The organism is Alphaproteobacteria bacterium (assembly GCA_040216735.1).
GTDB lineage: Bacteria > Pseudomonadota > Alphaproteobacteria > SHVP01 > SHVP01 > CALJDF01.
Map to the genome: position 1 here is coordinate 757,227 of JAVJOO010000005.1, position 25,060 is coordinate 782,286.

Below are 25,060 nucleotides of genomic sequence, written 5' to 3' on the forward strand. Positions count from 1 at the left end.
TGATCGTGCCGAGCGGAAAGGCGTGGTCGGCCGAAGAGGCAAGGGAAGATGTCGATAGAGCCGGTGAGCGCCATTGCGGCGAAGGCCGGTGCCTCGAGAGGCTTACTCATGGGTATTGATGGGCGACGTGGCATCTATAGGATCGTGGTGAGGCGGCGTTGCACAGTGGCGGCGCTAGACAGGGTTTTCGGTTGAGGAGGTTGGATGATGGAAGAGCTCGCGCCTTTCCGACGGCGTATCGACGAGTTGGACGATAAGATCGTTCGGCTTCTGGCCGAGCGCTTCGCGGTGGTTCGCCAGGTTGCCGAAGTGAAGCGATCCGGAAGGATCCCATCTGTGCTCCCAGAGCGGATCGAGGAAGTGAAGGCGCGCGCGGCCCAGAATGCGGCGCCGCTCGGCCTCGACCCTTCGTTCACACGTCGACTCTATGGACTCATCATCGATGAAGCATGCCGGCTTGAGGACGATTTGATCGACGCACGTTGAGGCCTATCACACGTCAATCGGCTACAGCTATGGCGCGCCGATACAGTGCGTTTACGGGCGCCCGAACCGAGAAGAGATTCCCACCGATGCCGCGCCATCATGGTTTTGACTACATCGTGGTCGGTGCCGGCTCGGCCGGATGCATTCTCGCAAACAGATTGTCGCGGAACCATCGTGTATTGCTGTTGGAGGCGGGCGGGCGCGACTGGAACCCGATGATCCGAGTTCCTTTGATGACTCGGCTGCTCTACGAGATGCCTTCCTTGAACTGGGGTTATGACACCGAGCCGCAAGTTGGGCTCGGCGGACGAACCGTACATTGGCCGCGCGGCAAGGTTCTCGGTGGCTCATCCTCAATCAACGGGATGGCGTACGTCCGAGGGCACTTCAGCGACTATGACGGATGGGCCGCGAGCGGACTTGAAGGTTGGTCATACGACCATGTATTGCCTTACTTCAGGCGATTAGAGGATCATCAGGACAAGACGAACGACCTGCGTGGCAAACGCGGCCCGTTAAAGCTCACGACACCCCCTACGACGGGGCCACTCCCGGAGGCATTTTTCGCTGCGTGTGCACAAGCCGGGGTGCCGAAGAGCGAGGACTTCAACGGCGGAGACCAGGAAGGGTATGGCCGCCATGACTTTGCGATCTACCATGGCCGGCGACAAAACACCGCGACGGCCTACCTCAAGCCGATTGGGGACCGGAAATCCCTAACCGTTTGGACAGGAACCCAGGTGACGCGGATCCATTTGCGGTCGGGTCGTGCCACCGGCGCTACCTGTGTGCGTCCGGGTGGGGGGGAAGAGCAAGTCGCCGTGGACGGCGAGGTGATCCTCGCAGGTGGTGCGGTCAATAGCCCCCACCTTATGATGCTGTCAGGCATCGGGCCCGCCGACCATTTGCGGGAAGTAGGGATTTCACCGACCCACGACTTGCCGGGCGTTGGGCAGAACCTTCATGACCATGTCGGTGTGTACGGCGTCTTCGACGCCTCCAATGCCGAGGTCACCTTCAACCGATACTTGCGCCCCGATCGAGCGCTCGCTGCCATTGGACTGGGGTGGGCGTTTGGTGTCGGACCGGCTGCAATGATGCCGACGCAGGCAGGTGCATTCGTGCGCAGCGACGCAGCCCTAAGCCGACCCGACATCCAGCTCAGTCTCATGCCTATACTGCCGACAAAACGGCTTCTGCAGTGGGGCGCATGGCGGGACGGCGCATTCGTAATCCATGCCTATCAGCTTCGGCCCGAGAGCCGCGGCACGATCTCGTTGCGATCAGCCGACCCCAACCGCAAGCCGCGCATCGACCCTGGCTACTTAACTGCTTCTGGGGACGTGAGCGCATTGCGCGATTGTCTCGGAGCGATACGGGATATTGCGCAACAAGACGCCATGCGCCCATGGATTAGCCGGGAGCGGTCGCCCGGACCGGCAATGGCTCGCGGCCCGGCGACGGAAGCCTGGATTCGAGACAACGCCTCGACCTGCTTCCATCCGGTCGGAACGTGCGCTATGGGAACCGATCCAGCGGCCGGCGCTGTAACGGACGCCACCTTACGCGTACACGGAATCGACGGTCTCCGCGTCGCCGACGCATCCGCGATCCCTGCCATCACAGGCGGGAACACCGCCGCGCCGGTCATGATGATTGCCGAGAAGGCGGCCCAGGCCATCGTAGGCTTTTAGCTACCCGACGCGTCGTGTCGGGCAGCGCGCCAGCAAACGAAGGGCAACGGACGACTTTGCGCTTGCGGGTGATTGGCGTAGGTATCCACCTGTCAAGGTTTGCTACTCAAGGGTCTTGAGAAACGCGATGAGGCTTTCGACCTCATCCGGCTCAAAGCGGAATTGCGGCATGTCCGAGTGGCCCGTCACAATACCCTCGGCGAGGGCTTCTTCGAGGCTTTCAACCGGGTAGCGTTTGTGGAGATCGCGAAACGGCGGCGCGATTGATAGCGGGCTCTGTCCGTCCGTATCGACTGCGTGACATCGAGCGCAGTGCATCTTGGCAATGGCGAGGCCGGCCGCTGCATCGCGCAGCGTCTGCGCCGTTCCGGGATCGACAACCAAAACACACAAAACGGTTACCACGCCAGCAAGAATTGTCTTCATAGTCTCCCCAACGAACCTAGGAACGACTCCGCTTCACCAGAACCGCACCGACACTGGAAACACATTGATACCACACTCGAACGACAGAACTTCGGCCCACATGTCGGCACAGGGTGCGTGGTTTTCAACAGCGCGCATGTAGCGCCCGCCCGTCAGGTCGTTGGAATAGAAGGAATTGGCGGTGCTGACAGGCTAACGCTAACTTGTCTCTGGATTGTAGCCTAGGTTGTGCCCGGTCCAGAGGAGATTATCCCGCCAATCTCGTCCAAGCGTCACAGGTTCCCGCCGGATGCGATCAGACATGCGGTCTGGCTGCATTTCCGCTTCACCCTGAGTATTTGGGACGTCTAGGAACGTAGGGCGAAGCGCGGTATCGAGGTGAGCCTCGAGGCCGCTCGTTGCTAGGTCAACAAGTTCGGACCGACGATTGCCGCCAACCTTCGCCGGCGCTGCGAAGCACCGACCGGCCGATGGCATTTAAGTCGTTCAAGGCGACAATATTCCTGCTGTTTCTCTTGTCAGCACCCTATCGGGAGCGTTGTCCGTGTTTACGCCACTTTTCCTTAGATGAATCACCGAGAGATTCTTTTTCTAAACGTGATCCAAGGCGGAACAGGTGGCGTATACCATCACAACTCAAGGAGAATGTTTCATGACACCCGCAAACTTGGCACTGGTCGAAAACTTCCACAACGAGCGACTGGCAGCTACTGAGAGACGGCCCAGGCGCGGGGAAGCCGAACGAAAACTGACAAGCCAGGTCGTCCGCACCATCAACGACATCAACGACGTGTTGCAGTCATTGGGTGTCGTCGTTGAGGCCGCCCACCATTGGATGACTACCCACGGCGAAAACAAGCCAGGTGTAACAATGGTAACCAACACTCTACTCGGCTGTTTCCGAAACGATTCGACCACAAGACAGGAGTTTCTGTCGCTGGTGCGGCAGGGTTAAGCCGGTGGCCAACAAGAGCGCCAGATCAGAGCCTACAAGCGAGTGCGAAGAGATCTTTGTTTTCGACGCCATCGAGTTGGACCCTGAAAAGTGCGGCTTCTCCGCCCCTGCTTCGGCAGCATCTAAGCCCCGGCTGCTCGTCGTCCGCCGCGATGCCGAGCGCTGGAAGAAACTCCTATACGGAGGTTGACCCAACGTTGCAGAGACGAGGTAACCACTTGGACAGGTGCGAAACTGTTCCCAAACAACTTACTCCGGAGCCGTGGTACGCAATCAGCCAACCTCGCCTCGAGCTAGCCGTCACTAATGGCGGCTTCGCAGCCTCCCCTCGGCCAATGACGGATCCGCCCCCTCCTCCGCCTGTAGTGCCGGTTCCGTCGGCTGAGAAAATTGAGGAACTCCTTGAAAGACCATAGCAAATCGTCTCAGGCATACCCGTCACCGATCCAGGTTCTTTTTGACGGTAGTTGCAGCTATTGCGCACGCGAGATCGCCTACTACAAGCGTGCCACTAGATCCGGCGCGGTAGAGTGGACTGACATCTCACTGGGCGACAATGACCCAGTTGCCGGTATTACAAGAGGCAAGGCCCTCTCCCGCTTTCATGTGATTGATGAACTGGGCGTGATATTCACGGGAGGCCGCGCCTTTGCTGTGATCTGGCGCCAAGTGCCGCACCTCAGACTGCTAGCCCACATTTTTTCTGTGGCCCCCTTTAGCTGGGTTCTTACCGCCAGCTACGAGGTCTTCCTTCTATGCCATCGCATCGCGCGACGCCGCACGACCAACGAACCTCAGCACATTACGGATGCAGTCAGTCACAGCACCGATCCGAGCTTGAGATAAAGACGTTTATAGAACCGGTAATCCGAAAGGGTATTAGATGAGTGCCGTAGAGCAATTCGAAGAAGGTCTGACCCAGGAAGAAGAAGCCCAGATCTTCGACACCATCGACAAGTGGCTGGAGCGTGACGTTCGCCCAGTCGTCAAGAAGTTCGACCATGCCGACGAGTATCCGCACGAGATCGTTGAGCAGATGAAGGAGATGGGCCTCTTTGGCGCCATCATCGATCAGAAGTACGGCGGGCTCGGAATGTCGGCATCGACCTACGCCAAGGTGGTCATCAAAATCACTGAGGCCTGGATGGCGTTGACCGGCATCTTCAACTCGCATCTCATCATGGCGACGCTCGTGCAGCGTTTCGGCACCGAGGAGCAAAAGCAGCGCTTCCTGCCGCGGTTTGCAACCGGCGAACTGCGCGGCGGCCTCGGCCTCACCGAGCCGAATGCCGGCACGGACTTGCAGGGCATCCGAACGCGTGCCGACAGGGACGGCGACGACTACGTCATCAACGGCACCAAGACCTGGATCACCAACGGGATCGAAGGCACATGCTACGCCCTGCTCACCAAAACGGATACCCAGGTCAAGCCCGCGCACAAGGGAATGAGCTTCTTCATCGTCGAGAAGGGCGATGGCTTCACTGTCTCCAAGCGCCTCGAAAAACTGGGTTACAAGTCGATTGATTCGGCCGAACTCCTGTTCGACAACTACAAGGTGTCGGCCAACAATCTCGTTGGCGGCGTCGAGGGACAGGGTTTCTATCAGGCCGCCGGCGGCCTAGAAATCGGCCGCATCAATGTTGCGGCGCGTGGCGTCGGTCTTGCGAACGCGGCACTGAGGGACGCGACTCGCTATTCCCAGCAGCGCGAAACCTTTGGCAAGCCAATCTGCAAGCACCAGGCGATCCAGCTCAAGCTGGGCGAGATGGCGACCAAAGTCGAGGCGGCGCGCCTGCTCGTAGAGAGCGCCGCACAGGCCTACGACCGCGGCGAACGGTGCGACATGGAGGCCGGTATGGCGAAGTACTATGCCTCGGAGACCGCCGTCGAGGTTTCGCTTGAGGCGATGCGTATCCATGGTGGCTACGGTTATTCGAAGGAGTTCGATGTCGAGCGCTACTATCGAGATGCGCCGCTGATGACCATTGGCGAAGGCACAAACGAGATGCAGCGCATCATCATCGCCAAGCAACTGATCTCGCGGAACCCCGCGTAGCTAACCACCCTTCGGCAGTCCGAAAGACGCTCGGCGCAAATCTCCCGTCACCTACTCGCATGTACGATGGTGGCGGCGCCTTGGATCACCTAGTGGGGATCGACGCCGCACTGATCCAATACCCTCCTTGCCGCGTATCCCATGTTAGCTGCGCGAAACGTATAACTTGAGGATTGAAGAATGAACGTCTTGCAGAACACTTACCGCGTCGTCATGGATTCGGATAGAAACCCGTTGCGCCGCCTTCCTAAGGCACAGCGGTTTCAGATTATGGCGATGCTTTCCGTCATGTGGTCGATCATCTTTTCGGTCGGCATCGGAACGTGGGCATGGTTCGGCGAGCTTATGGCCTTTCATCTCTTGGTGCTTGTCGGTGTCGCCACTACCGCTTGGACGTTCGGCAGCGCCCACCAGCTCTCTCCACGTGACCTGTATCGACGTGCCGACGGGACAGCAGCGCATGACGACCTGTGGGGCGGTTAGTCGCAAAGTCGATGGTCACCCATGATAACGAGCGGGCGACTTATGCCCGGTTCTACGCGACGCACGTTCCGTGCGACTATTGTGGAGAACTAACCCGCGGGCGACTTCACGCAGGCGAAAAGGTCGTCCGCTGCGGTGGGTGCGGACGCGTCATCGCTACCGCCCACCACGCCGCATTCGAGGCGCGCGTAGACAGAACGTCGTGATGCCAGCCGAAGAACAACCTGCCGCGCGGGCGTTGGTATTCGGCGCCTCAGGCGCGATCGGCGGCGCACTCGCCGACGCCCTTGCAGAGCGACGCGATATTGCCGATGTCGTGCGCCTGTCGCGTCGCGATGACGCCCTTGATCTAACAGACGAAGCCGCCTTGCGCGCCGTCGCGGCTCGGCTTTCCGATGATGGCGACCCGTTCCGAATCATGATCGATGCTACCGGTTTCCTTCATGACGGCGACAACACGCCGGAAAAGGCGTTGCGCCAGATCACATCTGCCCACATGGCGAAGTCATTCGCGATCAACACAATCGGGCCCGCATTGCTGCTTAAGAACTTCGTGCCACTGTTGCCGCGAACCGGTCGTGCGGTGTTCGCGACATTGTCGGCTAAAGTCGGAAGCATCGGCGACAACAAGCTGGGTGGTTGGTTCAGCTATCGTGCGTCCAAGGCGGCGCTCAATCAGATTGTGCGGACCGCCGCAATTGAACTCAAACGGCGATCACCCGAGGCCATTTGCGTCTCGCTACATCCTGGCACGGTGGCTAGTCCCCTATCAGCGCCATTCGCCAAGGCTAATCTAGACGTGAGCCCCCCAACCAAAGCAGCGGCGCAACTTCTGGCGGTGATCGACGGCCTCACCCCACGCGACAGTGGTCAGTTCTTGGACTATCGCGGAGCGCGACTGCCATGGTGATGGTGCCCCGCGTGCCTCGCTCCGCTGCCGTGCTCGGCACGCTAGGCTTGACCCCATTCGTGGGCCTAGCCACCGGTGCAGCGGTGAGCGATGATTCCTTGCAGGCGGCCATGACTACGGCGCTAGTTGCTTACGGTGCCGTAATTCTATCGTTCCTGGGCGGCATTCAGTGGGGGTTGGCCCTGCAACATGGTGGCGATGGCACCCCTAGAGCCGGCCTGTTATGCCTTAGCGTGGTGCCGTCGCTAGCGGGCTGGGCCGCGCTGTTGCTGACGTCACCTTCCATAGGCGCTGGTCTGTTGGCCGGCTGTTTCGCCGCAGTGTTTGCGATAGACGCTTGGCTCAGCATGCGTGGCGCTACCCCCTCATGGTACCCGCGCCTGCGAGCGCCCCTGACGATCATTGCCGCCACTTCTTTGATCGTCGCCAGCCTAGCCGACGTACCATGAACCTGCCGAGCTGAGAGACTGCAGTGTCGTCTCCTATACGGATCAAATCAAAACTCGACCAAGAATCAGTTTGGGACTACCCGCGACCGCCGCGGCTCGAACCGGTACTCGAAACGCTCAAGGTCATGTTCGCGGGCACTGTGGTCGCTCAAACGCGGTCCGGCTATCGCGTGTTAGAGACCAGTCACCCGCCGGTCTATTATATACCGCGCGGCGATGTGGTCGGCGAGTTCATCGTGAAGGCGCCAGGATCGACTTACTGCGAGTTCAAGGGACGCGCCGAATACTGGTCGCTTCAAGTTAGTGGTCTGCTGTCCAAACGAGCAGCCTGGAGCTACCCCGCTCCAACTCCAGCATTCCGTCTCATCGCCAACCATCTGGCGTTCTACGCGTCAAGAGTTGCCGCCTGCTGGGTCGGTGATGAAAGGGTCAAGCCTCAGCATGGCGACTTCTACGGTGGCTGGATAACCGAACGCATCCTTGGCCCGTTTAAAGGTGGACCCGGAACGAGGGGTTGGTAGCAGAGTATGGGAGGCGGCAATCTAGCCCCAAGCAACAGCAGGGACATTCCAGTCGACGAGATGGACCTCGCGAACCAGCATGCTGTGTGTTTTTCATGAGCGGCACACTCGTTGTCGGCGCGGGCATGGCAGGGCTTACCTGTGCGCGGGCGCTTCATCATGCAGGCGAGACCGTATTCGTCCTCGACAAAGGGCGTGGAGTTGGCGGACGAATGGCGACGCGACGTGCGGCAACGCCAGTTGGTGAAATCGGCTTCGACCATGGCGCACAATACGTCTCCGCTTGCTCGCCTGATTTTGCCACGCTGCTTGAGCAACAACACGATGCAGCGGCCATCTGGGACGACGCCTCCCTCGATAGGCATTATGTTGGCTTGCCTGGTATGTCGGGCCTGCCGCGCGCCTTGGCTTCCGGGCTTGACCTGCGCCTGGCCACCGAGGTCACAGAAATCCGCCGGACGGACACCGGCTGGACAGTGATTGCAGGCGAGGAGTGTTTCGTGGCTGATCGTGTGGTCGTCGCCGTACCTGCGCCACAGGTACCCCCGCTTCTCGGGGACGATCACCGGTTTTTGGCCGCATTGGATGCGGTCGAAATGGCACCGTGCCTGGCGCTAATGGCGGCGTTTCCCGCTGATTCTGCCGCACCCTTTGTCTCTCAGCACACGCCGGAGGCCACCTTGGGTTTCGTGGCGCGCAACAGCAGCAAGCCGGGGCGTACGGATATGGTGACCACCTGGGTTGCGCAGGCTGGCCCTGTGTTCTCTGCCACGCACCTCGAAGAGAGCACAAATGAGATATCCCGCCGACTTCTGACCCTGCTGTGCGAGAGGATTGGTGTCGACCCGTCGGCCGCACTCTACGTGGACGCACATCGCTGGCGCTATGCCCGAGTGACGGCGGCTCTCGGAAAGCCCTTCATGCGGGATGAAAGTGGCACGCTGTATCTTGGCGGTGATTGGTGCCTCGGTGCGCGGGTAGAGGCTGCCTGGATCAGTGGCACCGAAATCGCGCGCGACATACTCGCTCAGGCGGGCCTGGTCAGACCTACCACTGGCCAGTGACCTGCATCCCAGAAATTGGTCCGGGGCGATAGGGAGAGTCCGACTAATCTGACCTTGTAGGAGTGACGTGCCCCCTAAAAACTATTCCAGGATGATTGAGAGAGTCCGGCTAATCTGACCTTGTAAGGAGGAAGAGATTAGCCGGAAACGTTACACACCAGAAGAGATCATCGCGATGCTGCGGGACGCCGAGGTGCGGCTGTCGCAGGGCGAGAAGATTGGCTTGATCTGTAAAGGTCTCGCGATCTCGGAACAGAGCTACTACCGCTGGCGCCGGGAGTACGGGGGCCTGAAGGTCGACCAGGCCGAGCGTCTGAAGGACCTGGAGAAGGAGAATCCGCGCCTGCGCAAGGCGGTCTCCGACCTGACGGTGGACAAGATGATCCTGAACGAGGCGCTCTCGGGAAACTACTAAGCCCAGCACGCCGCCGGGCGGCAGTGCGCCATATCCGGGGCGTTCTCGATCTTCGGCGGCGACGAGATCCACCCACCGGCCGACGGCATCTGGACGAGATTGTGGTGAAGATCGCCGGACGTCGCATGTATCTCTGGCGCGCGGTCGACGACGAGGGCGAAGTGCTGGATGTCCTGGTACAGAAACGCCGCAACAAGGCCGCAGCCTTGAAGCCGCTGCGCAGACTTCTGAAAAACCAGAGCGTTCACTCCGAAACAATCACCACGGACGGGCTGGCGTCGTATGGCGCGGTGGTCTCGGACTTGAACCTGACGAACCGCCATTGGCCAGGTGGCATTCGTGAGATAACCGCGCTGAAAACTCCCACCTGGTGATCCGGCGCCGGGAGCGGAAGCAGCAGAAGTTCAAATCGCAGGGCTCAGCCCAACGATTCCTTGCCGCTCATGCTGCCTTCTACAACACCTTCAATATCCAGACCCACCTGATCTCCCGACGAACTCTTCGGAGCATGAGAGCCCAAGCTGATCGGGCGTGGGAGGTTTCTACCATCGCTGCTTGAATCAGCAAAACTGCGGGCGCCTCTTTGCGCTAAGCCAAGTTAACTTGTCAGCACCCCTCAAGCAGCTAAGCAGCGAAGAGAAAGCGCAGTGGTATTGTTTCCCTGGGAGTCTCTAGTCAAGCCTGCCGCCCACTGGGCCCAATGGCTCGAGAGAGCACGGTTCGCCGATCTGCTGAAGTAAGTTGATTTCAATTGTCCTGCAGAGACTGGACATCGGTGTGTCGTTGAACGAACCGTCAAAAGGATTGTCAAGATTTCGTCCCACTTCTTCAATGGTCAGAAATATTGTCGCGACTATTGTGACAAGGACAATGTTGGAGATCGCGAAGGCATTCAATTCGCTCAGAATTACGACGATCGCCAAGCAATATGCCAACATCTTGGTGTAAAACGCGTAGCCCCAAGCGAGGACCGTGCTCTTAAGACCTTCGGCCTGACCTTGACGACTTGATATGTCCGAAATCAGCTCCAGTATCTTGACGACGACAAGCTGATCTCTTTCCTTAAAATACTCGGACACGCTCTCCGTCTGGACCGTCAGAATCTGGAGCGCCTTGTTTGAAGCGTCTTGCACCCAATGCATTTCGTCCGGGGAGAATAGGGCCCTTCCGTTGACTGTTCTTTTCCAAAGTTGCCCATCCCAGTCGCTTCCCTCCTGGCGTCGCAACTGCAGGCGTAAAGCGTTGACGTAGCCGATCTGTCGATAAACGAACCGCCGTTTAAACTCGCGATCATCGGCCGAATTTGCAGAGAACAGACGCATCATCGAGATGACGTAGAGAGCGAGATTGCGGTTCGCGGGAACAAGGCCACCCCATATTTGACGCCCTTGGGACCATCGCCCATACCCTACGTTGATCCTGAACGCTAAGAATATAGACGCTGACCCAATAAGAACTCCTGTCGTAGTTGCCGGAAACAGAAGATCCCGGTAGCCAGAGTCTGCAACAAATGCCGCCGCTACCGAAGCGCCGCCTAATAGCACCAGTTTCCGGGTCACGACTGCCAGCAGTCTGTGAACATTCGTGCGACTGCGAACTAACACTAGCCCTTGTCTTTCAGGTGCAGACGATCGCTCGAAAGTGCTCGCGGCAAAGACTGCCGAAGCGTGCGCCCGAGGCTTGAATCTCCCTCTACAGTCAGGGTTCCAAAGCTGCTTGTCGCGGTGGCGTGTGCATGAGAACGAAGAAGCTCCCTCACCCCCTGCACACTGACTATGAAACGCCACGGTCTACTAGGTGGGAAAACCTTGAAGTCGGGATCGAGCACTTCACCAGTTTGGATGTTTATGTAGTCGGCAGGGCCGACCCGCGTGTGCTCCATTAATTGGCGACCCCTCTCGCGACCCTCGGCATTTAGTGAGTATCAAATGAGCAAGCGAAATTTTGCAGATAGAAGCGGTAACTCTACAGTCGCCAAAATTGCTGCCGACGGAAGGGTCAATGCCTTCGAGTACGCCAATCGGTCGGTCTGCTGATCAAAGTTGCGCCGTAGAATCATGGGGCCCTTTGTTCTTTACCTTCTGTTTCTTTCTTCCGCTCTCATTTTTGGCGCGTTCTTACACTAGTCGCGAATATGGTTTTTTCAGCGTCTGCGCCACCGAGAAGAAACAGAGGTCCGGAGTCTCCGGTCAACGGGGCAGCTAGAGTAAAGACCATTCCACTTAGCAACCTAGGACGGTCACCACGCGTCTGATTGTAGGTTCGCCCCAGGCCCTTGAAGTGATCCAGTTTCATCGACCTGCTTGCCAATGAGAGACATCAGTTGGTCGGATCCTTGTCTATTCAATGCAAAGGTCTTGACGAACTCTTCCAGCGCAAGTGTCTTTTCTGACACGACTGAGCGCCCCGCAAGACGAGTTTCCGTTCGGTAGCTGACATGCGGGATACCGGCCCGACTAATAACACTTGTCACCTTTGTGACTATATGGCGCCACTCAGTGTCAGCCCGCTCAAACACTGCGGAACCCTCTCTCATATCGCCTCCCGTATGCCGACTATCAGACCGTCCAGAAAAGCCTGATCGCCGCTCGTCTAGCTGTCCTCCTTAGCCGTAAAGGGTCACACCAAGGAGAAGCAGTTTCATCGAAGCCAAAATGGACAGATAGGTCTCAATTTATCCAGAAGTGGCAGCATTTTGATCCGAATTGGATGCAATGCCTCGGGGGCGAGGACAAGCCGCGCACTATTTTCTGAGAACCGTTTCGGGCCTTGCCGCGAAGCCAATAAACCGCCCATGCCCCAGAACAGAAGAGAACATGGCTGAAAGGGAAGCCGACCTCGGAATGCCAGTGCTGCAGGGCACGACCGCTGAACAATCGCGGGCGAATAAGCATGCAAAGGATCAAGCCGCAGCTCGGCAATACCTGCGTTCGATGGTTGGTCCGGACAAAGCAGCCGTCATCATGATTGCGGTCGGCGAGGACCGAGCGGGAAAACTATTCTCGAGAATGGATGACGAAGAGATCAAAGAAATCTCGAAATCGATGTCTCGCTTGGGTAGTATTGGCGCCGTTGTCGTCGAGGAGTTGCTACAGGAATTCGCCGGCGCCTTCGCGGGCGGCGGCGCGCTAGTCGGCAGCTATGCAGGCACCGAGCGCCTTCTTTCCAAGTTTATCGATCCGAACCGGCTCGGCGATATCATGGAGGATATCCGGGGCCCTGCGGGCCGGACCATCTGGGAGAAACTCGCCAACGTGAGCGAACAAACGCTAGCGACCTATCTAAAGAACGAGTATCCGCAGACCATTGCCTTAGTCATGAGCAAAATCCGTCCGGAACATGCTGCGAAGGTCTTGGGCGAACTGCCCGAGGAGCTCTCAGCCGAAGTGGTCATTCGCATGCTGACAGTAGATGCGATCAAAAAGGACGTATTGGTTCAAGTCGAAGAGACTCTTCGGACAGAATTCATGCAGACGCTTGGGCGGACAAGCAAACGCGACAGTCACGAAATGATGGCCGAAATATTCAACAGCTTTGACCGGTCTAAAGAGAGCTTCTTTATGGGCGCCTTGGACCAACAGCGTCCAGATAGCGCGCAAAAGATCAGATCGCTGATGTTTACGTTTGAAGACTTGGCCCGGCTCGATCCTGCTGGCGTGCAGATCGTGCTTCGTACGGTAGATAAGGACATCTTGGCGAAGGCCCTCAAAGGCGCTTCCGATTCGCTGAAAAACCTATTCTTGAGCAACATGTCCGAACGGGCGGGAAAGATTCTGCGCGAAGATATGGAGGCGATGGGCCCTATGCGCCGGCGGGACGTCGAGGACGCACAAGACCGAATAGTCCTCTTGACCAAAGAGTTAGCCGACAAGGGCGACGTGACAATCAGCGACCCTGACGGCGATGAAGAGCTTGTTTTTTGAGCTTCGCCAACACCTTGGACAGCGCTAAGGTGGGCGAACTTTAGGAGCGGAGCGCCGTCTGGACAATGCCCGCTATTTCTTCAATGTCCAACGGCTTCGGAAACATTGCGATGTCCAACTGCAGGTCATCGAGCTGTGCAGAAATCGCGTCGTCGAGATAACCACTCACAAGGAATATCTTCTTGCCGTCGAGCAAGCCCTGGTCCCTTGCGGCGCGCAGCAGCTCGACGCCGTTTCCCCGCGGCATACGAAAGTCGGTTATGACCGCTCCGATGCTCTTTTCTTGCTTAAGCATAGTGATAGCCACGCTCGCGTTACTTGCAACAAGGCAATTTAGGTCGAAGTCGCCAAGGCCTTCGGCCATTTCTAATAGAGCTTCGGACTCGTCGTCTACAATAAGAACGCGTGTTGCACTCACGATTCTTTACTCCCTCCCGAATCTTGCCCTGAAGGCAGCAACTCCAGGGTGAACTGGGCGCCGACCTCTGTGTTGGTTACATCGATGGTGCCACCTATCGATGCGATTATCTGACGAGAAAGAGCCAAGCCCAGGCCGGTTCCGGATTCCTTGGTTGTAAAAAAAGGCTCGAAAATTCGATTGATCTTGTCACTTGGGATGCCCCCTGCGTTGTCGCGGATGACGACCAGGATCTTGGTTCCTACCATCTGTGCTGACAGCCAAATTGTCGGGTTCTGCGGCTTAGATTGCACCAGGGCATCGTGTGCATTGGTGAGCAAGTTGACGATCACCTGGTCCAATAGCGTCTCCGAACCCACAGCGATTAGTCCGGGCTCAATCGTGCGCTCAATAGCGATGTCTTCGAGCGCATATTGCCCCTGAACCAGGTCAATCGTGTTTTCGATAGTCTCCGAGAGAAGGAAGCTCTCGCCCCCAGAGTTCGACGCGGCGGCCTTGGAAAGTCGCCTAAGGTTCTGGACGAACGACGATGCGCGTTTTACCTGCTGACCTATTCTCTCAGTTTTCTCCAACGCGGCGTCATCCCCGCCAATAAGTCGGAGGCGGCGCGCAAGGTTGGAATTCGCCATCATGATGACGTTCAGCGGTTGATTTATTTCATGGGCGAAACCGGCGGCTAAGGTCCCTAAGCTGGCCAGCTTGCTTTCGAAAGCGGACTTTTCGAGACGCTGCCGTTCCTCAGTGACGTCGACGCCGGTCACTGTGTAGGCCCCTCGCGCCTCATCCGTACAGTTAACGTCCCAGGTAATTAGCTGCTCTTGATCGCCAATGACCTCCGATTGTGTGAATCGCCAGTGCCCCGGACCGTCAATATTGTCACGAACCAGGCCTGATAAGATTCTCGATTTGGTCACTTCGACTTGGAAATCTTCTGTAAATCGTCGGTTCATTAGCATGACATCTCCGCCAACGATCCGAATGAGGTATACGCGCATCTCGTCCGTCATCTGAACGAGCGCTCTACCTTCCAGAACAGCAGCATTGAACGCATCATCCAACAATTTCCTGGCTTTCCTCACCTCCTGGATTGAGATTTCGGCATCAACCGTCAAGAATGGCCCCGAAGCTTGGCGCGAAATCGAATGCGTCTGCGGCTGAGTTATCTCTTCCGCAACGAAGCGTGTTTGGTCGCTCAGCCTACGACCGATGATCGAAAGAATAGCAACGGCAACAACAAAAATTGCAAATAGCGCTATCGTTAAGCGCAGTTGAAATTGCCAAATTCGAGAGAGCAAGTCGGAGGACGGCACCAGCACGGCGACACGCCCTGCAAGCTCTTCATTTGGCGCGCCGACCACCCAATCCAATCCAAGCTCCATTCCCCGCATGATGCCAAAGGCATCTAGATCTCGCATCCGGACGAGGGCAAACGACGTTGCCGTGCCAGGGTAAATGACAGTTCCCTTTTGCAGGACCCCGTCCGCTTCGTCCGCGGACAAAACCATCACCCGAACGTCATCGACGATCGGCACGCTGATCGCAATCGCCCACTCGCCCAGATAGAAGATTTGGATAGATTCCCCTGCGACAAATGAATTGCGCACTCCCACGTTGACATCGGCGACAAGTCGATCCCCATCCAGACCATCAATACTGACGGCCAGCCACTGCCCGTCATTGCTGCGCCGAAAGAGGCCTCTTACGTCCTTCACGATAATTTCTTGCCCCCCCTGAGCCGTAAGCTCGATCGCATGAATTCCTGCCTTAATTTGGGAAACCAACGATCTTTCCGCGTGGGCGGCAATGCCGTTCAAACGCAATTTTTGTGCCTGGTGCAGATTCGTCAAAAGGTATTCGCTAAGGAACGCCACAGTGAGGTAGGCGCCAACTCCAACGACGAGCCCCCCCGTGTAGAGCACGAGATGACTGGCGCCCAATTTACGCGGGCGCCATCTCCGGAAACGAGGGGAATACGCGAGACCGAGAACGAGCAGCCCTTCCGCAATGAGCATATTTGCAACGCCGTTGACCGCTTGCTTGAATCCAATCGCAGCGGAAGTACCTAACCCTAGGTCAAGTTGCGTCGTGTAAAGTGCGGTGACGAGGGGAATGCCTATTGCTGCCCAGTAAGCGATAATCGCAATAGGCCGCCAGGAAACCCTATGCGCTCGCGATGCGTAACGCGCTCGCACCGCGACGACAGATAGGACGAACACAAACTCCAGGCCCGTTGTGATAGCACCAAATGGATGCCCCCAAAGGTAGATGGTCGACAGCGCCCCTGCCGCGGCAGACGCTATTCCCACCCATGGGCCGTATAGACGGAGAAACAACCAGGCTAGGATCGAGCCCGTCAAGAAGTGGACATTCCCCCCCATATCGATGGGGAAAGCCTGTGCGAAGATTGTTGCCCCAACGCATCCTATGGCGATGGCTGCCCGACTAAGGGATACGCGGACGGGCGATAGGACTAGCGATTTCACGAATAGAGACCAATCAAACTCTGGGGCGAGTCGGATACGACGCGTCTACCTCTGCGCACTCAACCGGATTCGCATCCAAAATGGATCGAATATTGGCTGCGCTATCAGACACAGATAAGCCTAAATGACCAACTGAAGTGGCACTTGGGATGGTCCAACTTGACCTGACTCTCTTATGCCCAGCATTTGCAGAAATAGAGACCGAGTCTACTGAGCTGCCAAGACGCTTTCAGTGCGGCCAGATGAGGAGTCCCGACAGACAATGAACATTCCGATGCAGGTGCTCATCGTGGAAGACGACGATTCGTGGGCACAAGAGCTTGGTCAGCGGCTAGATGAAGAGGGCATGACTACCCATTGGGCAAGAACCCTAGCGGAAGCCGAACGGTATTGCAGGTCTATTCGGCCGGATTTTGTGCTCCTCGATATCGCGCTGGGCAGGGAAAATGGGCTTGATTTGATCAATCGTGTTAGGGACGCGGGCATCGCCAGCATCTCCTTTATTGTCGTTACCGGCAGATCGGAATGGGAGTTGGCTTCGATAGCAACCGACAGGGGTGTGGACGGCTACCTATTCAAGCCGATTGACCCCGATGACTTGATCGACAAGCTCCAGTCAAAGTTGAGCTTCTTCATTGCCCGCTCCCCCGCCCAGATTTGACCATAGGCTCAGCCTTGCCTGGCACGGCAATAACGGCTGAGCGGAAAAATTGCGTCCTTGGCAACCCAAAATTTTTCTAGGCGCCAAGAAATCGCGCGATCAGATCGAGAGCCGACGTTTTTGCGCGCATAGCGGTATCGGCGCATAGCGGTATCTTAAGGGTCCAAAGGGCTGCCCCTGCATAAAGCATCCCCTTGGACCCAGCGATCACAGGGCATGGTTCGAAACCTGCGCCGCGGCGCCAACATAAATTCCGGCAGATGTCCTCGCGACAGCTATTGTATCATCTATGGACATATCCGGTTGCTTCGACGCTCGTTCACCGCGGTTGCAGCCAGGGAACCGGCACCGACCGGCGATCATCGAGCCGACGTTCCGTCTTCGTCCGGATCGTCTAGATAACGGAGAAGAATAGCGATCCGGCGGTTTCGCGGATCGTAGATGTCTTCCGGCCAACGAGGAATGGTGTCGGCAAGTCCCTCAATCCTCGCGAACCGTTCGGGCCGAATCCCATTCGCCTCGAGAAACAACCGAGTGCTCTCGGCGCGCTCGGCCGATAGGGCCCAGTTATTGCGATCCGGCCGGCTACTATCGAACAACCGGGCGTCAGTGTGCCCGCGCACGACGACAGAGTTTGGTAAATTCTTAATCACTGCTGCAATACCTGCAAGTAACTGTTTCGCATTGTCGTCTAGAATGGACGTGCCCAGCGCGAACATTGGTGAGTTCTCGCGATCGACGATCTGAATACGCAAGCCTTGCTCTTCTCTCACGAACTCAATCTGTCCGAGGATTTCGTTCAAGCCGCCGTTCTCAAGCAACTTGCTCAAGACCTGCCGGCGTAACTCGACTAGGCTCTCAGCGTTATCGGACAGCCTGAATATCGACCGCTCGGTTTCGACCTGCACAATTGCCGGCTCCCCGACAAAAGAAGTGGAAACTTCTTGCTTTCCTTTGTTCACGGTATTCGCCGAGTCGGGAAGCTTTTCGGTATCCAGGATGGACCGCCCCCCCAGAACGCTTGTCGATCCCGCGTCTAGCGGTATGGCACTTTTGTCCGGCGTGAAATACTCGGCAATCCCTGAAAGGGTTTCTTCGTCCGATGCTGCAAGCAACCACATCAGTAGAAAAAACGCCATCATCGCCGTCATCAGATCGGCCAATGCGATCTTCCAGGCGCCCGCGCTCGGTTCCGCTTCCGGCGGCTTAACTTTCCTGATGATAATCGATGGTTCAGCCATTTGCGCCTTCGGTGGCGATGAAATTCCAGACGATCCGTCGAGTAACAGAGTCTCTACTTTAGCAATCCGTCGAAGACATCTTCGAAGCTTGGCTGCAGGGATGGCTCAATTGACGCTCTTGCGGCCTCAATAATGAGCGGCTGAGAATGTCCGGCGATTGTGCCAACTATGATCTGCTGGACCACATGGAACAGTTCCATTTCTTGATTCACGATTCGCTTGAGGCGGATAGACAGTGGCTCGACAAGGCCGTAGGCCAGAAACACGCCTAGAAATGTGCCCACGAGCGCACTCGCGATAAGAGCGCCCAACACGCTCGGCGGCGAGTCGATGGACGCCATCGTCTTAACAATACCGAGAATGCACGCGACGATACCCAGGGCTGGCAACCCGGCAGCGAGCTTCTCCAAAGCGATAACGGGTCTAAGGCGTTCTTTATGAACCGCCCCTATGGCGGTCTCCATAACGCTCTCTACATCGTGCCACTTGGCGTTATTCGATGAGACGATCAATAGCCGTAGCGTGTTGGTAATCAGACCGAGCAGTTGCGGGTCGCGGAGTACGCCAGGGTAAGCAACAAACACCTCCGACGACATCGGGTTTTCGATGTCGTTTTCAAGCGCTCGGGCCCCCTTCTTTTGCAAGGTTTTCATCAATCCGGCGACGAGAAAAATTGTCTCTAGATAATCGCCGCGATCTACGGACGACCCTGTGACGACTCGCCTAAACCCCGAGGCAAGCCCCTTAAGGGTGCGCACGTCATTGCCAATAATGGTGGCACCGAGGCCGGCTCCAAGGATAATGCCTAGTTCAATTGGGGCGGCCTTCAGAATCACCTCCATGCTTCCGCCATGGAGCACATAGAGGCCGAATACAAAGCCCATCAGGACGACGAGGCCCAATCCAACGAGCATTTAACACGACCAAGTAATGAGGAGCATCGACGACTCCGCAGTTGCGGGAAAGCGGGAAGCTACTGCAGACAACGCGCGCAGTGGTCTAGCGAAGACTCGAACCCAGTTTTTCTTTCAAGGCGTCTGGAGAGACAGGCTTGAACATCAGGTCCTCGATACCTTGGCGACGGAGGCGGACAACATCTGCAAGGTCGGCGTTCCCGGTGATGACAATAACCTGAATAGCGAACATGCCGACCTCGTGCATTCGGTCCACGAGGTCTAGTCCATTCTCGTGAACCAATGAGACGTCCAACAAGAGGTAGTCCGGCGTATGCTTTCGACAGATTTCGAAGGCATCTTTAACGTTATGGGCGACATGAACCGCAAAGCCTTCGTCCGCTAGGCAAATTGCTAGCTCGTCCGACCATGCTCTATCGTCGTCGACAACGAGCGCCTGAAGCAACGTGTCAAACAACGATTAGTCCTTTCTGAACGTGACCGTCGGATGTTGCGATAGCGCGTTGAGGCTGGCCGGCGGTTTCTCCAAATGGCATTCCGTTGTGCCCGACCGCACACACCAAGCGGTCCCGTTCACCTTAATCAAACGAGAGACTCCCGGCCCTGTCTTCGGCTGGACATAGCCGCTTAGGCGAAACGCTGAGGTCGTGGATTCAGCCGCGAAGGCGTCGGCCGCCGCCGATTGCTGATAGAGCAACGCCAGGCAAGAAAACCAAAAAATACGCTTCGCGAACATTGCGACTGTCTCGCAAACGACAGCCGTGCGCGCACCAAACGAAGAACCCGATTTGAATAGGTGTGGCCTTCGGCATCAAGGTTCGGCGCGGGGGTTTTCACAGATAATACTGCCTTAGCAGGGTCCTTCGGGGGCAAAGCCACGCTTTGTTGCCTCGGCCAACGCGAATACCTTTCATCCAATGTGGGTGAAATGCGAGTGGCTCGCGCACTCCGAACGTATCACCGTATTCTGGTTATAGGCGATATGCTGAAAGTCGGGTAACGCATGATTTCTTGGCGTCTGTGTTGCGTTTTCCTGGTGCTTATTGCCTTTTCGGCGGTGGGTAATCCGGGCTTTGCCGAAATCATTCCAGGTGACGGCGAAATCTTTCCGAATATGGTACCGGAACCGGAAATAGCCCCTCAGATACAGCTGGACCCCAAAAAGGAAGCCGTAGCAAAGCGAATCGGCTCGCGGTTGGCGCGCGCTATTGGGCAAGTCCCAAGTGCGTCGGGGGGCCATAGCCATGCGTCAAACGATGCAACCGTGGGCCTTGTCGAGGCTGTTAGCCTTTACGTCAACGAATTTTCCTACATTCCGGACTACGATACCTACGGCGAAGCAGACCATTGGGCAACTATCGACGAGTTCCTCGAAGCCGGCGGCGGCGACTCAGAGGACTTCGCTCTTGCGAAGTACGTATTGCTTCTCCGGCTCGGACTAAACCCGCAGAAGCTATTTATCGTTGCGCGTCACGATACGACATTCGAGAGCATTTGCCATATGTACTTGATGGTTGAAGTTCATGGCAGATATTTTGCCTTTGGACACCGAAGCGAGGACGCAGTACTTGTCGACGACAAATTCATGGCAGCAATACTCTTCGTCGCTTCTTCGGAAATGGTTGATGTGAGAAACATGACAGCTCTCCAGGGGGTCGCCTTTAGCTGGTAAGAAATCTCCCGCGACGGCCAACAAGATTCGAAGTCACCGGGGAAACACGGACGGAACCTCCTCCTCGGTGTAGCCCCTGCGGTGTGCCCCATGAGCCGCAGGGGCCCCAATCCAAAAACCAGGGTGTTCGCGCGAGATCGCGCTGATAAACCCCGTGGGGCGCGACCAACCAAGTTATTCCAAACGTTCGAGGAAGGTCGGGCCCGACTCGCGACCGCGACACTGCCATTTTGAACCTTTGGCGTTCCCCGGGTCAGGCGCTTTCCGGTGCTTCGAGACGATGATAGCGCTGGCCTCCCCACTACGTAGCGACAATCGACTTGCCTTCTTCCACCCCGACGCCTAAGTCGTTGGGTGCCCATCTGTGTCGTCGAGCTGGCAGTCAAACAATGAACACAACCATAGCAATCTACAGTGTTCTTCTGATTGACGACGATGCTGCTTGGCTCGAAGAAGCTAAAGAAATATTTGAAGACACGGACCTTGCTGTACTCGTTGCCTCCAATCAACGGATGGCGGCAGAGGTGGCGCGCGCCGCAACTCCCGCGATTGCAGCGATTGCTGTAGACTATCACCTTGGCCCCAATGGGGACGGGGTCAGCCTGATCGAGAACCTTCGGGCCTTGGGATTGATCGGCGAAGAGGTTCCGTTTTTCCTGGTTACCGGGCACGAGGCCTTCGACATCGCGAAGCGCGGCTTAGACCTTGGAGCCTTAGCATTGCTGCAAAAACCTATTCAACCAGAAGTCCTTCTTGAAACGACGTTTGCCGCTGTCGAGAAATTCAAGGTCGCCGAGGCCATCGATCGAATCTACCAGGCGGAGGGAAACAGAAAGTTGCGCCGTCCGTCTCGCTTGACCGCCAACGACTTCAGCAGAGAAGCAACGGTTCTCGAGTTTCTACAAAAACTTGAATCTGGCCGAGAGAGTGTATTTGGAGGACTAGTCGATTCCAGCTCGTGGCGCATCATCCTCGAAGTATTGTCCAGCGAATCGTCAAAGTACCCACCGACCATCACAAGCGTATGTGCCGGCACGAATCTTCCCTACGCCACTGCACACAGAAAAATTCATGAGATGATTGAGGCTGGAATTCTCGCCAAGAGCGCTGACGCAGTCGATCAACGTCGAGTCCTGATTGCGTTAACTGCAACGGGACGCAGAAAGGTGTTCAATTTCGTCGATTTTGTGAGCGAATGGTTGCGGCGATAAATGGTCGGGGGCGTCGGAGACGAACTAGCGAACTCCGTTTGCCCTCCCCACTCTTTCCATCGTCGCGCAAGACGATCGGGGCGGAATCAGCCGCAGATGTTATGGGGAGACTGCAAAAACGCCGACCCCGCCCCTGTCCCAGAAACCGGTCAACCCAGGGCAGGGAGGATTTTCGGTCTGGAAGCGTCAAGATAACCTCTGCGACTGTCCGGTCACGATTCTTTCTGTCCAAACCGAATAGGTTTTCCAATTGATTCCGAAACCTTCGCCGCGCTCCCCGATGTGTTTGCGAGACGATACCAAGCAAGAATGCGCTCAAACTCATCGACTAGATAGAGCGATCCGTATTTCGACGCGCCTGTTTAGCGCCTTGTCTTGCGGCAAATTCTCATCGATCAACGGTTTCGTCTCGGCGTGACCGATCGCGGTCAGTCGATTTGGATCGACCAATCCGGTGCCAACAAGATAGTGAAGGACGCTGATCGCTCGAGCGGACGACAATTCCCAATTAGATCCAAATTTATCAGTCGAAATCGGATCGCTGTCGGTGTGTCCAGAAATGACTATGGGGCCGGAGTCGAAGGCGGCAGTTCGGGCGATTGCGTTCAGGGCCGGTAGCATCTGTGGACTAAGCTGCGCGCTACCAGGGGAAAACGAATAGTCTGACGGCAGTCGAACGAGGATATTGTCGTCTTCGAGTTGGAGAGCAATCCGCCCCGAAATACTTTCACGTCGAAGGCTTCGCTTTAGGTGGAATAGTAGTTTCTGCTCCTGACTAACCAACGCTGCCCGGCCAAAAGAAAAGACCGATTGTGAATTCGAATCCTCGCTCTCTTTGACGTCATTTGGGTCGTCAGAATTCGCCGTCAGCTCACTTTCAGCCTCAGCCAAGTCATCTAGATTCGCGAACTTGGGGGTGTCCTTGTTGAAGGCTTGCGCTATAGGCCCGGCGTTCCTCTTGAACGACTCGGCATCGATCTCGGAGAAGGAATTGATCAGGACGAATAGAGCGAAGAGAAGCGACATGAGGTCGCCAAAAGTCACCAGCCAATTGTCTGACCTCGGAAGATCGTCCGAGCGTTCATCCATTGGCGACTTTTCTCCGATCGCGCGATTCTTGCCGACGATCGGTACGTGTTTCGGATGGAAGGTAAGGTGCCAATACGTCTCGCAGCGTGGTCGGATTTTGCAACTGCTGAATCTGTATCACGCTCTCGAGAACGAGCTCTCTAAGGTTCTGGTTGTAACCCACTTTACGCTTGAGTTTCTCTGAGATCGGAAAGGCAATAAGCTGTGAAATCAAGACTCCGTAGAGCGTGGTGAGCATCGCTACTGCCATCGCCGGACCAATTGTCGCGGGATCCGACATGTTGCTCAGCATTTGCACAAGTCCGACAAGCGTTCCGAACATACCGAAAGCCGGCGCGCTTTCGCCGATTGCATGAAAGACGAGCGCGCCGTCTTTCTCTCGGCGAATTTCTTGCGCCATGTGCTCGGTCAAGACCTTCCTAATGAACTCCTCGTCCTTACCGTCGGCACATAGCTGCAGTCCCTTCCTCAAGAAGAGATTGCCGACCTTTGCATTCTGCAAAGAAATCAAGCCATTTTTGCGGGCATGCTTAACGATCTTGGCGGCAAGATCGACGATATCCGACGCCTGCTCGCGTTCGTTCGAGAAGGCAGCCTTAAACCCCACAGGCATGGATACGAACACACCCGTAATAGGAAACTTGATCATTGTCGCTGCGAACGTCCCTCCAATGACTATGAGGAACCCGGGCCAGTTGAGAAAGATCGAAAAGTCCGAGCCGCTTGCGATCGCGATAGCAACGACCGAGATACCGACAACGAGTCCGGCCAAGGTAGCAAGATCTATCTGCATAGCTGGCTTGTCCCAGAGACACGCCCCCAACACACAGCACACCGAATATCGTTGCGATTCAGGGTAGGTGGGGGCCAGTCCGGAGATCGGGCCATAGCAAGAGGCACGACTCAAAACGATTCGCATCCGAATCGGTTCTAATGAATCAAGGCGGATCGGCGCCCCCCCCCCACAAAGGCAGATTAGCCGAATGTATTGAGGTTGGAAAAAGCCCAGAGACAAACTGTTGTGCGATGCATCACGGTTGGCGCGCACCTTCGGGCGCTCCCTTTGGCCAGCGGAATTCTAGGGGTAGATACCTGACCGATTCAGATCGATTAGGTCTAGATAGCCGTCAAATTTGGACATATGGGTTTGTCCGCAGCTCATCCCTGCATCACGGGAGAGGGCGAGATGAACCTTCCCGGTCAATCTCTCCTCTCCTCTCCCCTCCCCTCCCCTCCCCTCCCCTCCTCTTTTCCCCCAAGACCTTTTCCGGTTGAGGGTGCGAGTTAAGCAATGTTGATGATACGCAATCCCTGCTCGTTTTCCTTTTTGCATTTACTTACGACTCTGGTGGTTTCCCTCTTTTCGAACTCTGCTCTCTCTGCCGGGATCGGCACGGTCGAAGAGGTCCGCCTCTACGCATACGGAACTCCCGATGGCCAGGCGAAACGGGCCCTATTTTCTCGCGACCAAGTCACGGAAAACGAAATTGTCGAGACTGTCAGCGACGGCGCCCTAACTCTCGTGCTGAGGGATGGAACCCATTTTCGGTTAGGCGGCGCCAGTAAAGTCACGCTCGATGTGTTCGTATATGACCCGGACACTTCAATTGGAAAAATGAGCTTGAATCTCTCCAAAGGTGTCTTTCGCTTCGTAAGCGGAAGCATGCGAAAGGAGGGAGTCAGGCTTGTAACGCCGACCGCGACAATCGGGATTCGAGGGACCGACTTCACCGTAACCGTGGGCGCCGATAACTCAACAACCGTGCAGGTTGACGAGGGAGAGATCGAAGTAACTGCCGTAAACGAAAGCGCTCCTGCTGTTGTCGGTCGCGGCGGAACCGCAACGGTCGGCCCCGAAGGTAACGGTGTATCTCGCGGCGGCGGCGGCAGTGGAAGCCGAGGCGGCGGGCAAGACGGTGGCGGTCGCGGCGGCGGCGGCGGCGGCGGCGGCGGCGGCGGCGGCGGCGGCGGCGGCGGCGGCGGCGG

Annotated in this window: 22 protein-coding genes and 2 pseudogenes; 15 read left to right on the top strand and 9 right to left on the bottom strand. The window is 56.7% G+C overall.

The features are described from left to right. Positions 1 to 204: 204 nt before the first annotated feature. Both RID42_16945 and RID42_16950 read left to right on the top strand, forming a co-directional pair. Positions 205 to 486: a chorismate mutase gene (locus RID42_16945; GenBank protein ID MEQ8249371.1), complete on the top strand. Its 282-nt coding sequence runs from the start codon at positions 205 to 207 to the stop codon at positions 484 to 486. Between the two features lie 86 nt (positions 487 to 572). Then, positions 573 to 2,180, top strand: a complete 1,608-nt coding sequence (locus tag RID42_16950) for a GMC family oxidoreductase N-terminal domain-containing protein (protein ID MEQ8249372.1) — start codon at positions 573 to 575, stop codon at positions 2,178 to 2,180. A gap of 102 nt (positions 2,181 to 2,282) precedes the next feature. Here RID42_16950 and RID42_16955 read toward each other — a convergent pair whose 3' ends face one another. Next, the gene (locus RID42_16955) at positions 2,283 to 2,606 is read right to left on the bottom strand and encodes a cytochrome c (protein ID MEQ8249373.1); all 324 of its coding nucleotides are present in this window, start codon (positions 2,604 to 2,606) and stop codon (positions 2,283 to 2,285) included. 652 nt (positions 2,607 to 3,258) lie between these two features. Between RID42_16955 and RID42_16960 the strand changes: the two genes are divergently transcribed. The 9 genes and pseudogenes from RID42_16960 to RID42_17000 all read left to right on the top strand — a co-directional run bounded on the left by RID42_16960 (position 3,259) and on the right by RID42_17000 (position 10,021). Continuing rightward, the gene (locus RID42_16960; protein MEQ8249374.1) at positions 3,259 to 3,561 is read left to right on the top strand and encodes a GTP cyclohydrolase I; all 303 of its coding nucleotides are present in this window, start codon (positions 3,259 to 3,261) and stop codon (positions 3,559 to 3,561) included. A 402-nt stretch (positions 3,562 to 3,963) separates the two neighbouring features. Next, positions 3,964 to 4,407, top strand: coding sequence for a DUF393 domain-containing protein (locus RID42_16965; protein MEQ8249375.1), 444 nt, complete (start codon positions 3,964 to 3,966; stop codon positions 4,405 to 4,407). 37 nt (positions 4,408 to 4,444) lie between these two features. Continuing rightward, on the top strand, positions 4,445 to 5,620 hold the full coding sequence (locus RID42_16970; GenBank protein ID MEQ8249376.1) for an acyl-CoA dehydrogenase family protein: 1,176 nt from the start codon (positions 4,445 to 4,447) through the stop codon (positions 5,618 to 5,620). A 180-nt stretch (positions 5,621 to 5,800) separates the two neighbouring features. Continuing rightward, positions 5,801 to 6,103, top strand: a complete 303-nt coding sequence (locus tag RID42_16975; GenBank protein MEQ8249377.1) for a hypothetical protein — start codon at positions 5,801 to 5,803, stop codon at positions 6,101 to 6,103. A gap of 205 nt (positions 6,104 to 6,308) precedes the next feature. Next, positions 6,309 to 7,013, top strand: coding sequence for an SDR family oxidoreductase (locus tag RID42_16980; protein MEQ8249378.1), 705 nt, complete (start codon positions 6,309 to 6,311; stop codon positions 7,011 to 7,013). Positions 7,014 to 7,485: 472 nt separating this feature from the next. Beyond that, positions 7,486 to 7,983 carry a DUF427 domain-containing protein gene (locus RID42_16985; protein ID MEQ8249379.1) on the top strand — a complete coding sequence of 166 codons (498 nt, stop codon included), beginning with the start codon at positions 7,486 to 7,488 and terminating at the stop codon, positions 7,981 to 7,983. Between the two features lie 95 nt (positions 7,984 to 8,078). Beyond that, positions 8,079 to 9,047: an FAD-dependent oxidoreductase gene (locus tag RID42_16990; protein MEQ8249380.1), complete on the top strand. Its 969-nt coding sequence runs from the start codon at positions 8,079 to 8,081 to the stop codon at positions 9,045 to 9,047. A 136-nt stretch (positions 9,048 to 9,183) separates the two neighbouring features. Beyond that, a pseudogene (locus RID42_16995) lies at positions 9,184 to 9,527 on the top strand (transposase). Positions 9,528 to 9,548: 21 nt separating this feature from the next. Then, positions 9,549 to 10,021: pseudogene (locus tag RID42_17000) on the top strand (DDE-type integrase/transposase/recombinase). A gap of 112 nt (positions 10,022 to 10,133) precedes the next feature. Here RID42_17000 and RID42_17005 read toward each other — a convergent pair. After that, the gene (locus RID42_17005) at positions 10,134 to 11,249 is read right to left on the bottom strand and encodes a bestrophin family ion channel (GenBank protein ID MEQ8249381.1); all 1,116 of its coding nucleotides are present in this window, start codon (positions 11,247 to 11,249) and stop codon (positions 10,134 to 10,136) included. A gap of 1,146 nt (positions 11,250 to 12,395) precedes the next feature. Here RID42_17005 and fliG point away from each other — a divergent pair. Next, on the top strand, positions 12,396 to 13,385 hold the full coding sequence (gene fliG, locus RID42_17010; GenBank protein MEQ8249382.1) for a flagellar motor switch protein FliG: 990 nt from the start codon (positions 12,396 to 12,398) through the stop codon (positions 13,383 to 13,385). A 40-nt stretch (positions 13,386 to 13,425) separates the two neighbouring features. Here the strand turns inward: fliG and RID42_17015 are convergent, their stop codons facing one another. Together RID42_17015 and RID42_17020 are read right to left on the bottom strand one after the other, a co-directional pair. Beyond that, positions 13,426 to 13,803 carry a response regulator gene (locus RID42_17015; GenBank protein ID MEQ8249383.1) on the bottom strand — a complete coding sequence of 126 codons (378 nt, stop codon included), beginning with the start codon at positions 13,801 to 13,803 and terminating at the stop codon, positions 13,426 to 13,428. After that, positions 13,800 to 15,815, bottom strand: a complete 2,016-nt coding sequence (locus RID42_17020; protein ID MEQ8249384.1) for an ATP-binding protein — start codon at positions 15,813 to 15,815, stop codon at positions 13,800 to 13,802. The genes RID42_17015 and RID42_17020 overlap by 4 nt, the downstream gene beginning before the upstream one ends. Positions 15,816 to 16,548: 733 nt before the next feature. Between RID42_17020 and RID42_17025 the strand changes: the two genes are divergently transcribed. Beyond that, a complete protein-coding gene (locus RID42_17025) occupies positions 16,549 to 16,947 on the top strand; it encodes a response regulator (GenBank protein MEQ8249385.1) in 399 nt (132 codons plus the stop codon). 359 nt (positions 16,948 to 17,306) lie between these two features. On the opposite strand, the gene RID42_17030 is transcribed toward RID42_17025, so the two are convergent. From RID42_17030 to RID42_17040, 3 genes are all read right to left on the bottom strand, one after another. Next, positions 17,307 to 18,188, bottom strand: a complete 882-nt coding sequence (locus tag RID42_17030; GenBank protein ID MEQ8249386.1) for a flagellar motor protein MotB — start codon at positions 18,186 to 18,188, stop codon at positions 17,307 to 17,309. Positions 18,189 to 18,241: 53 nt separating this feature from the next. Then, a complete protein-coding gene (locus RID42_17035) occupies positions 18,242 to 19,090 on the bottom strand; it encodes a MotA/TolQ/ExbB proton channel family protein (GenBank protein MEQ8249387.1) in 849 nt (282 codons plus the stop codon). Between the two features lie 97 nt (positions 19,091 to 19,187). Then, entirely contained in the window at positions 19,188 to 19,559 is a 372-nt protein-coding gene (locus tag RID42_17040; protein MEQ8249388.1) for a response regulator, read from the bottom strand. 546 nt (positions 19,560 to 20,105) lie between these two features. Here RID42_17040 and RID42_17045 point away from each other — a divergent pair. Then, the gene (locus RID42_17045; protein ID MEQ8249389.1) at positions 20,106 to 20,774 is read left to right on the top strand and encodes a transglutaminase-like cysteine peptidase; all 669 of its coding nucleotides are present in this window, start codon (positions 20,106 to 20,108) and stop codon (positions 20,772 to 20,774) included. 389 nt (positions 20,775 to 21,163) lie between these two features. Then, positions 21,164 to 21,985, top strand: a complete 822-nt coding sequence (locus RID42_17050) for a response regulator (protein ID MEQ8249390.1) — start codon at positions 21,164 to 21,166, stop codon at positions 21,983 to 21,985. Positions 21,986 to 22,306: 321 nt separating this feature from the next. On the opposite strand, the gene RID42_17055 is transcribed toward RID42_17050, so the two are convergent. Both RID42_17055 and RID42_17060 read right to left on the bottom strand, forming a co-directional pair. Beyond that, positions 22,307 to 23,074: an OmpA family protein gene (locus RID42_17055; protein MEQ8249391.1), complete on the bottom strand. Its 768-nt coding sequence runs from the start codon at positions 23,072 to 23,074 to the stop codon at positions 22,307 to 22,309. Beyond that, entirely contained in the window at positions 23,067 to 23,867 is an 801-nt protein-coding gene (locus RID42_17060) for a MotA/TolQ/ExbB proton channel family protein (GenBank protein MEQ8249392.1), read from the bottom strand. The genes RID42_17055 and RID42_17060 overlap by 8 nt, the downstream gene beginning before the upstream one ends. Between the last annotated feature and the right edge of the window lie 1,193 nt (positions 23,868 to 25,060).

Coding starts and splice junctions, on each gene's coding strand:
- RID42_16945 (MEQ8249371.1), top strand. CDS start 205: ATGATGGAAGAGCTCGCGCCTTTCCGACGGCGTATCGACGAGTTGGAC.
- RID42_16950 (MEQ8249372.1), top strand. CDS start 573: ATGCCGCGCCATCATGGTTTTGACTACATCGTGGTCGGTGCCGGCTCG.
- RID42_16955 (MEQ8249373.1), bottom strand. CDS start 2,606: ATGAAGACAATTCTTGCTGGCGTGGTAACCGTTTTGTGTGTTTTGGTT.
- RID42_16960 (MEQ8249374.1), top strand. CDS start 3,259: ATGACACCCGCAAACTTGGCACTGGTCGAAAACTTCCACAACGAGCGA.
- RID42_16970 (MEQ8249376.1), top strand. CDS start 4,445: ATGAGTGCCGTAGAGCAATTCGAAGAAGGTCTGACCCAGGAAGAAGAA.
- RID42_16975 (MEQ8249377.1), top strand. CDS start 5,801: ATGAACGTCTTGCAGAACACTTACCGCGTCGTCATGGATTCGGATAGA.
- RID42_16980 (MEQ8249378.1), top strand. CDS start 6,309: ATGCCAGCCGAAGAACAACCTGCCGCGCGGGCGTTGGTATTCGGCGCC.
- RID42_16990 (MEQ8249380.1), top strand. CDS start 8,079: ATGAGCGGCACACTCGTTGTCGGCGCGGGCATGGCAGGGCTTACCTGT.
- fliG (MEQ8249382.1), top strand. CDS start 12,396: ATGGTTGGTCCGGACAAAGCAGCCGTCATCATGATTGCGGTCGGCGAG.
- RID42_17020 (MEQ8249384.1), bottom strand. CDS start 15,815: ATGCTCATTGCGGAAGGGCTGCTCGTTCTCGGTCTCGCGTATTCCCCT.
- RID42_17025 (MEQ8249385.1), top strand. CDS start 16,549: ATGAACATTCCGATGCAGGTGCTCATCGTGGAAGACGACGATTCGTGG.
- RID42_17030 (MEQ8249386.1), bottom strand. CDS start 18,188: ATGGCTGAACCATCGATTATCATCAGGAAAGTTAAGCCGCCGGAAGCG.
- RID42_17045 (MEQ8249389.1), top strand. CDS start 20,106: ATGATTTCTTGGCGTCTGTGTTGCGTTTTCCTGGTGCTTATTGCCTTT.
- RID42_17050 (MEQ8249390.1), top strand. CDS start 21,164: ATGAACACAACCATAGCAATCTACAGTGTTCTTCTGATTGACGACGAT.
- RID42_17055 (MEQ8249391.1), bottom strand. CDS start 23,074: ATGGATGAACGCTCGGACGATCTTCCGAGGTCAGACAATTGGCTGGTG.
- RID42_17060 (MEQ8249392.1), bottom strand. CDS start 23,867: ATGCAGATAGATCTTGCTACCTTGGCCGGACTCGTTGTCGGTATCTCG.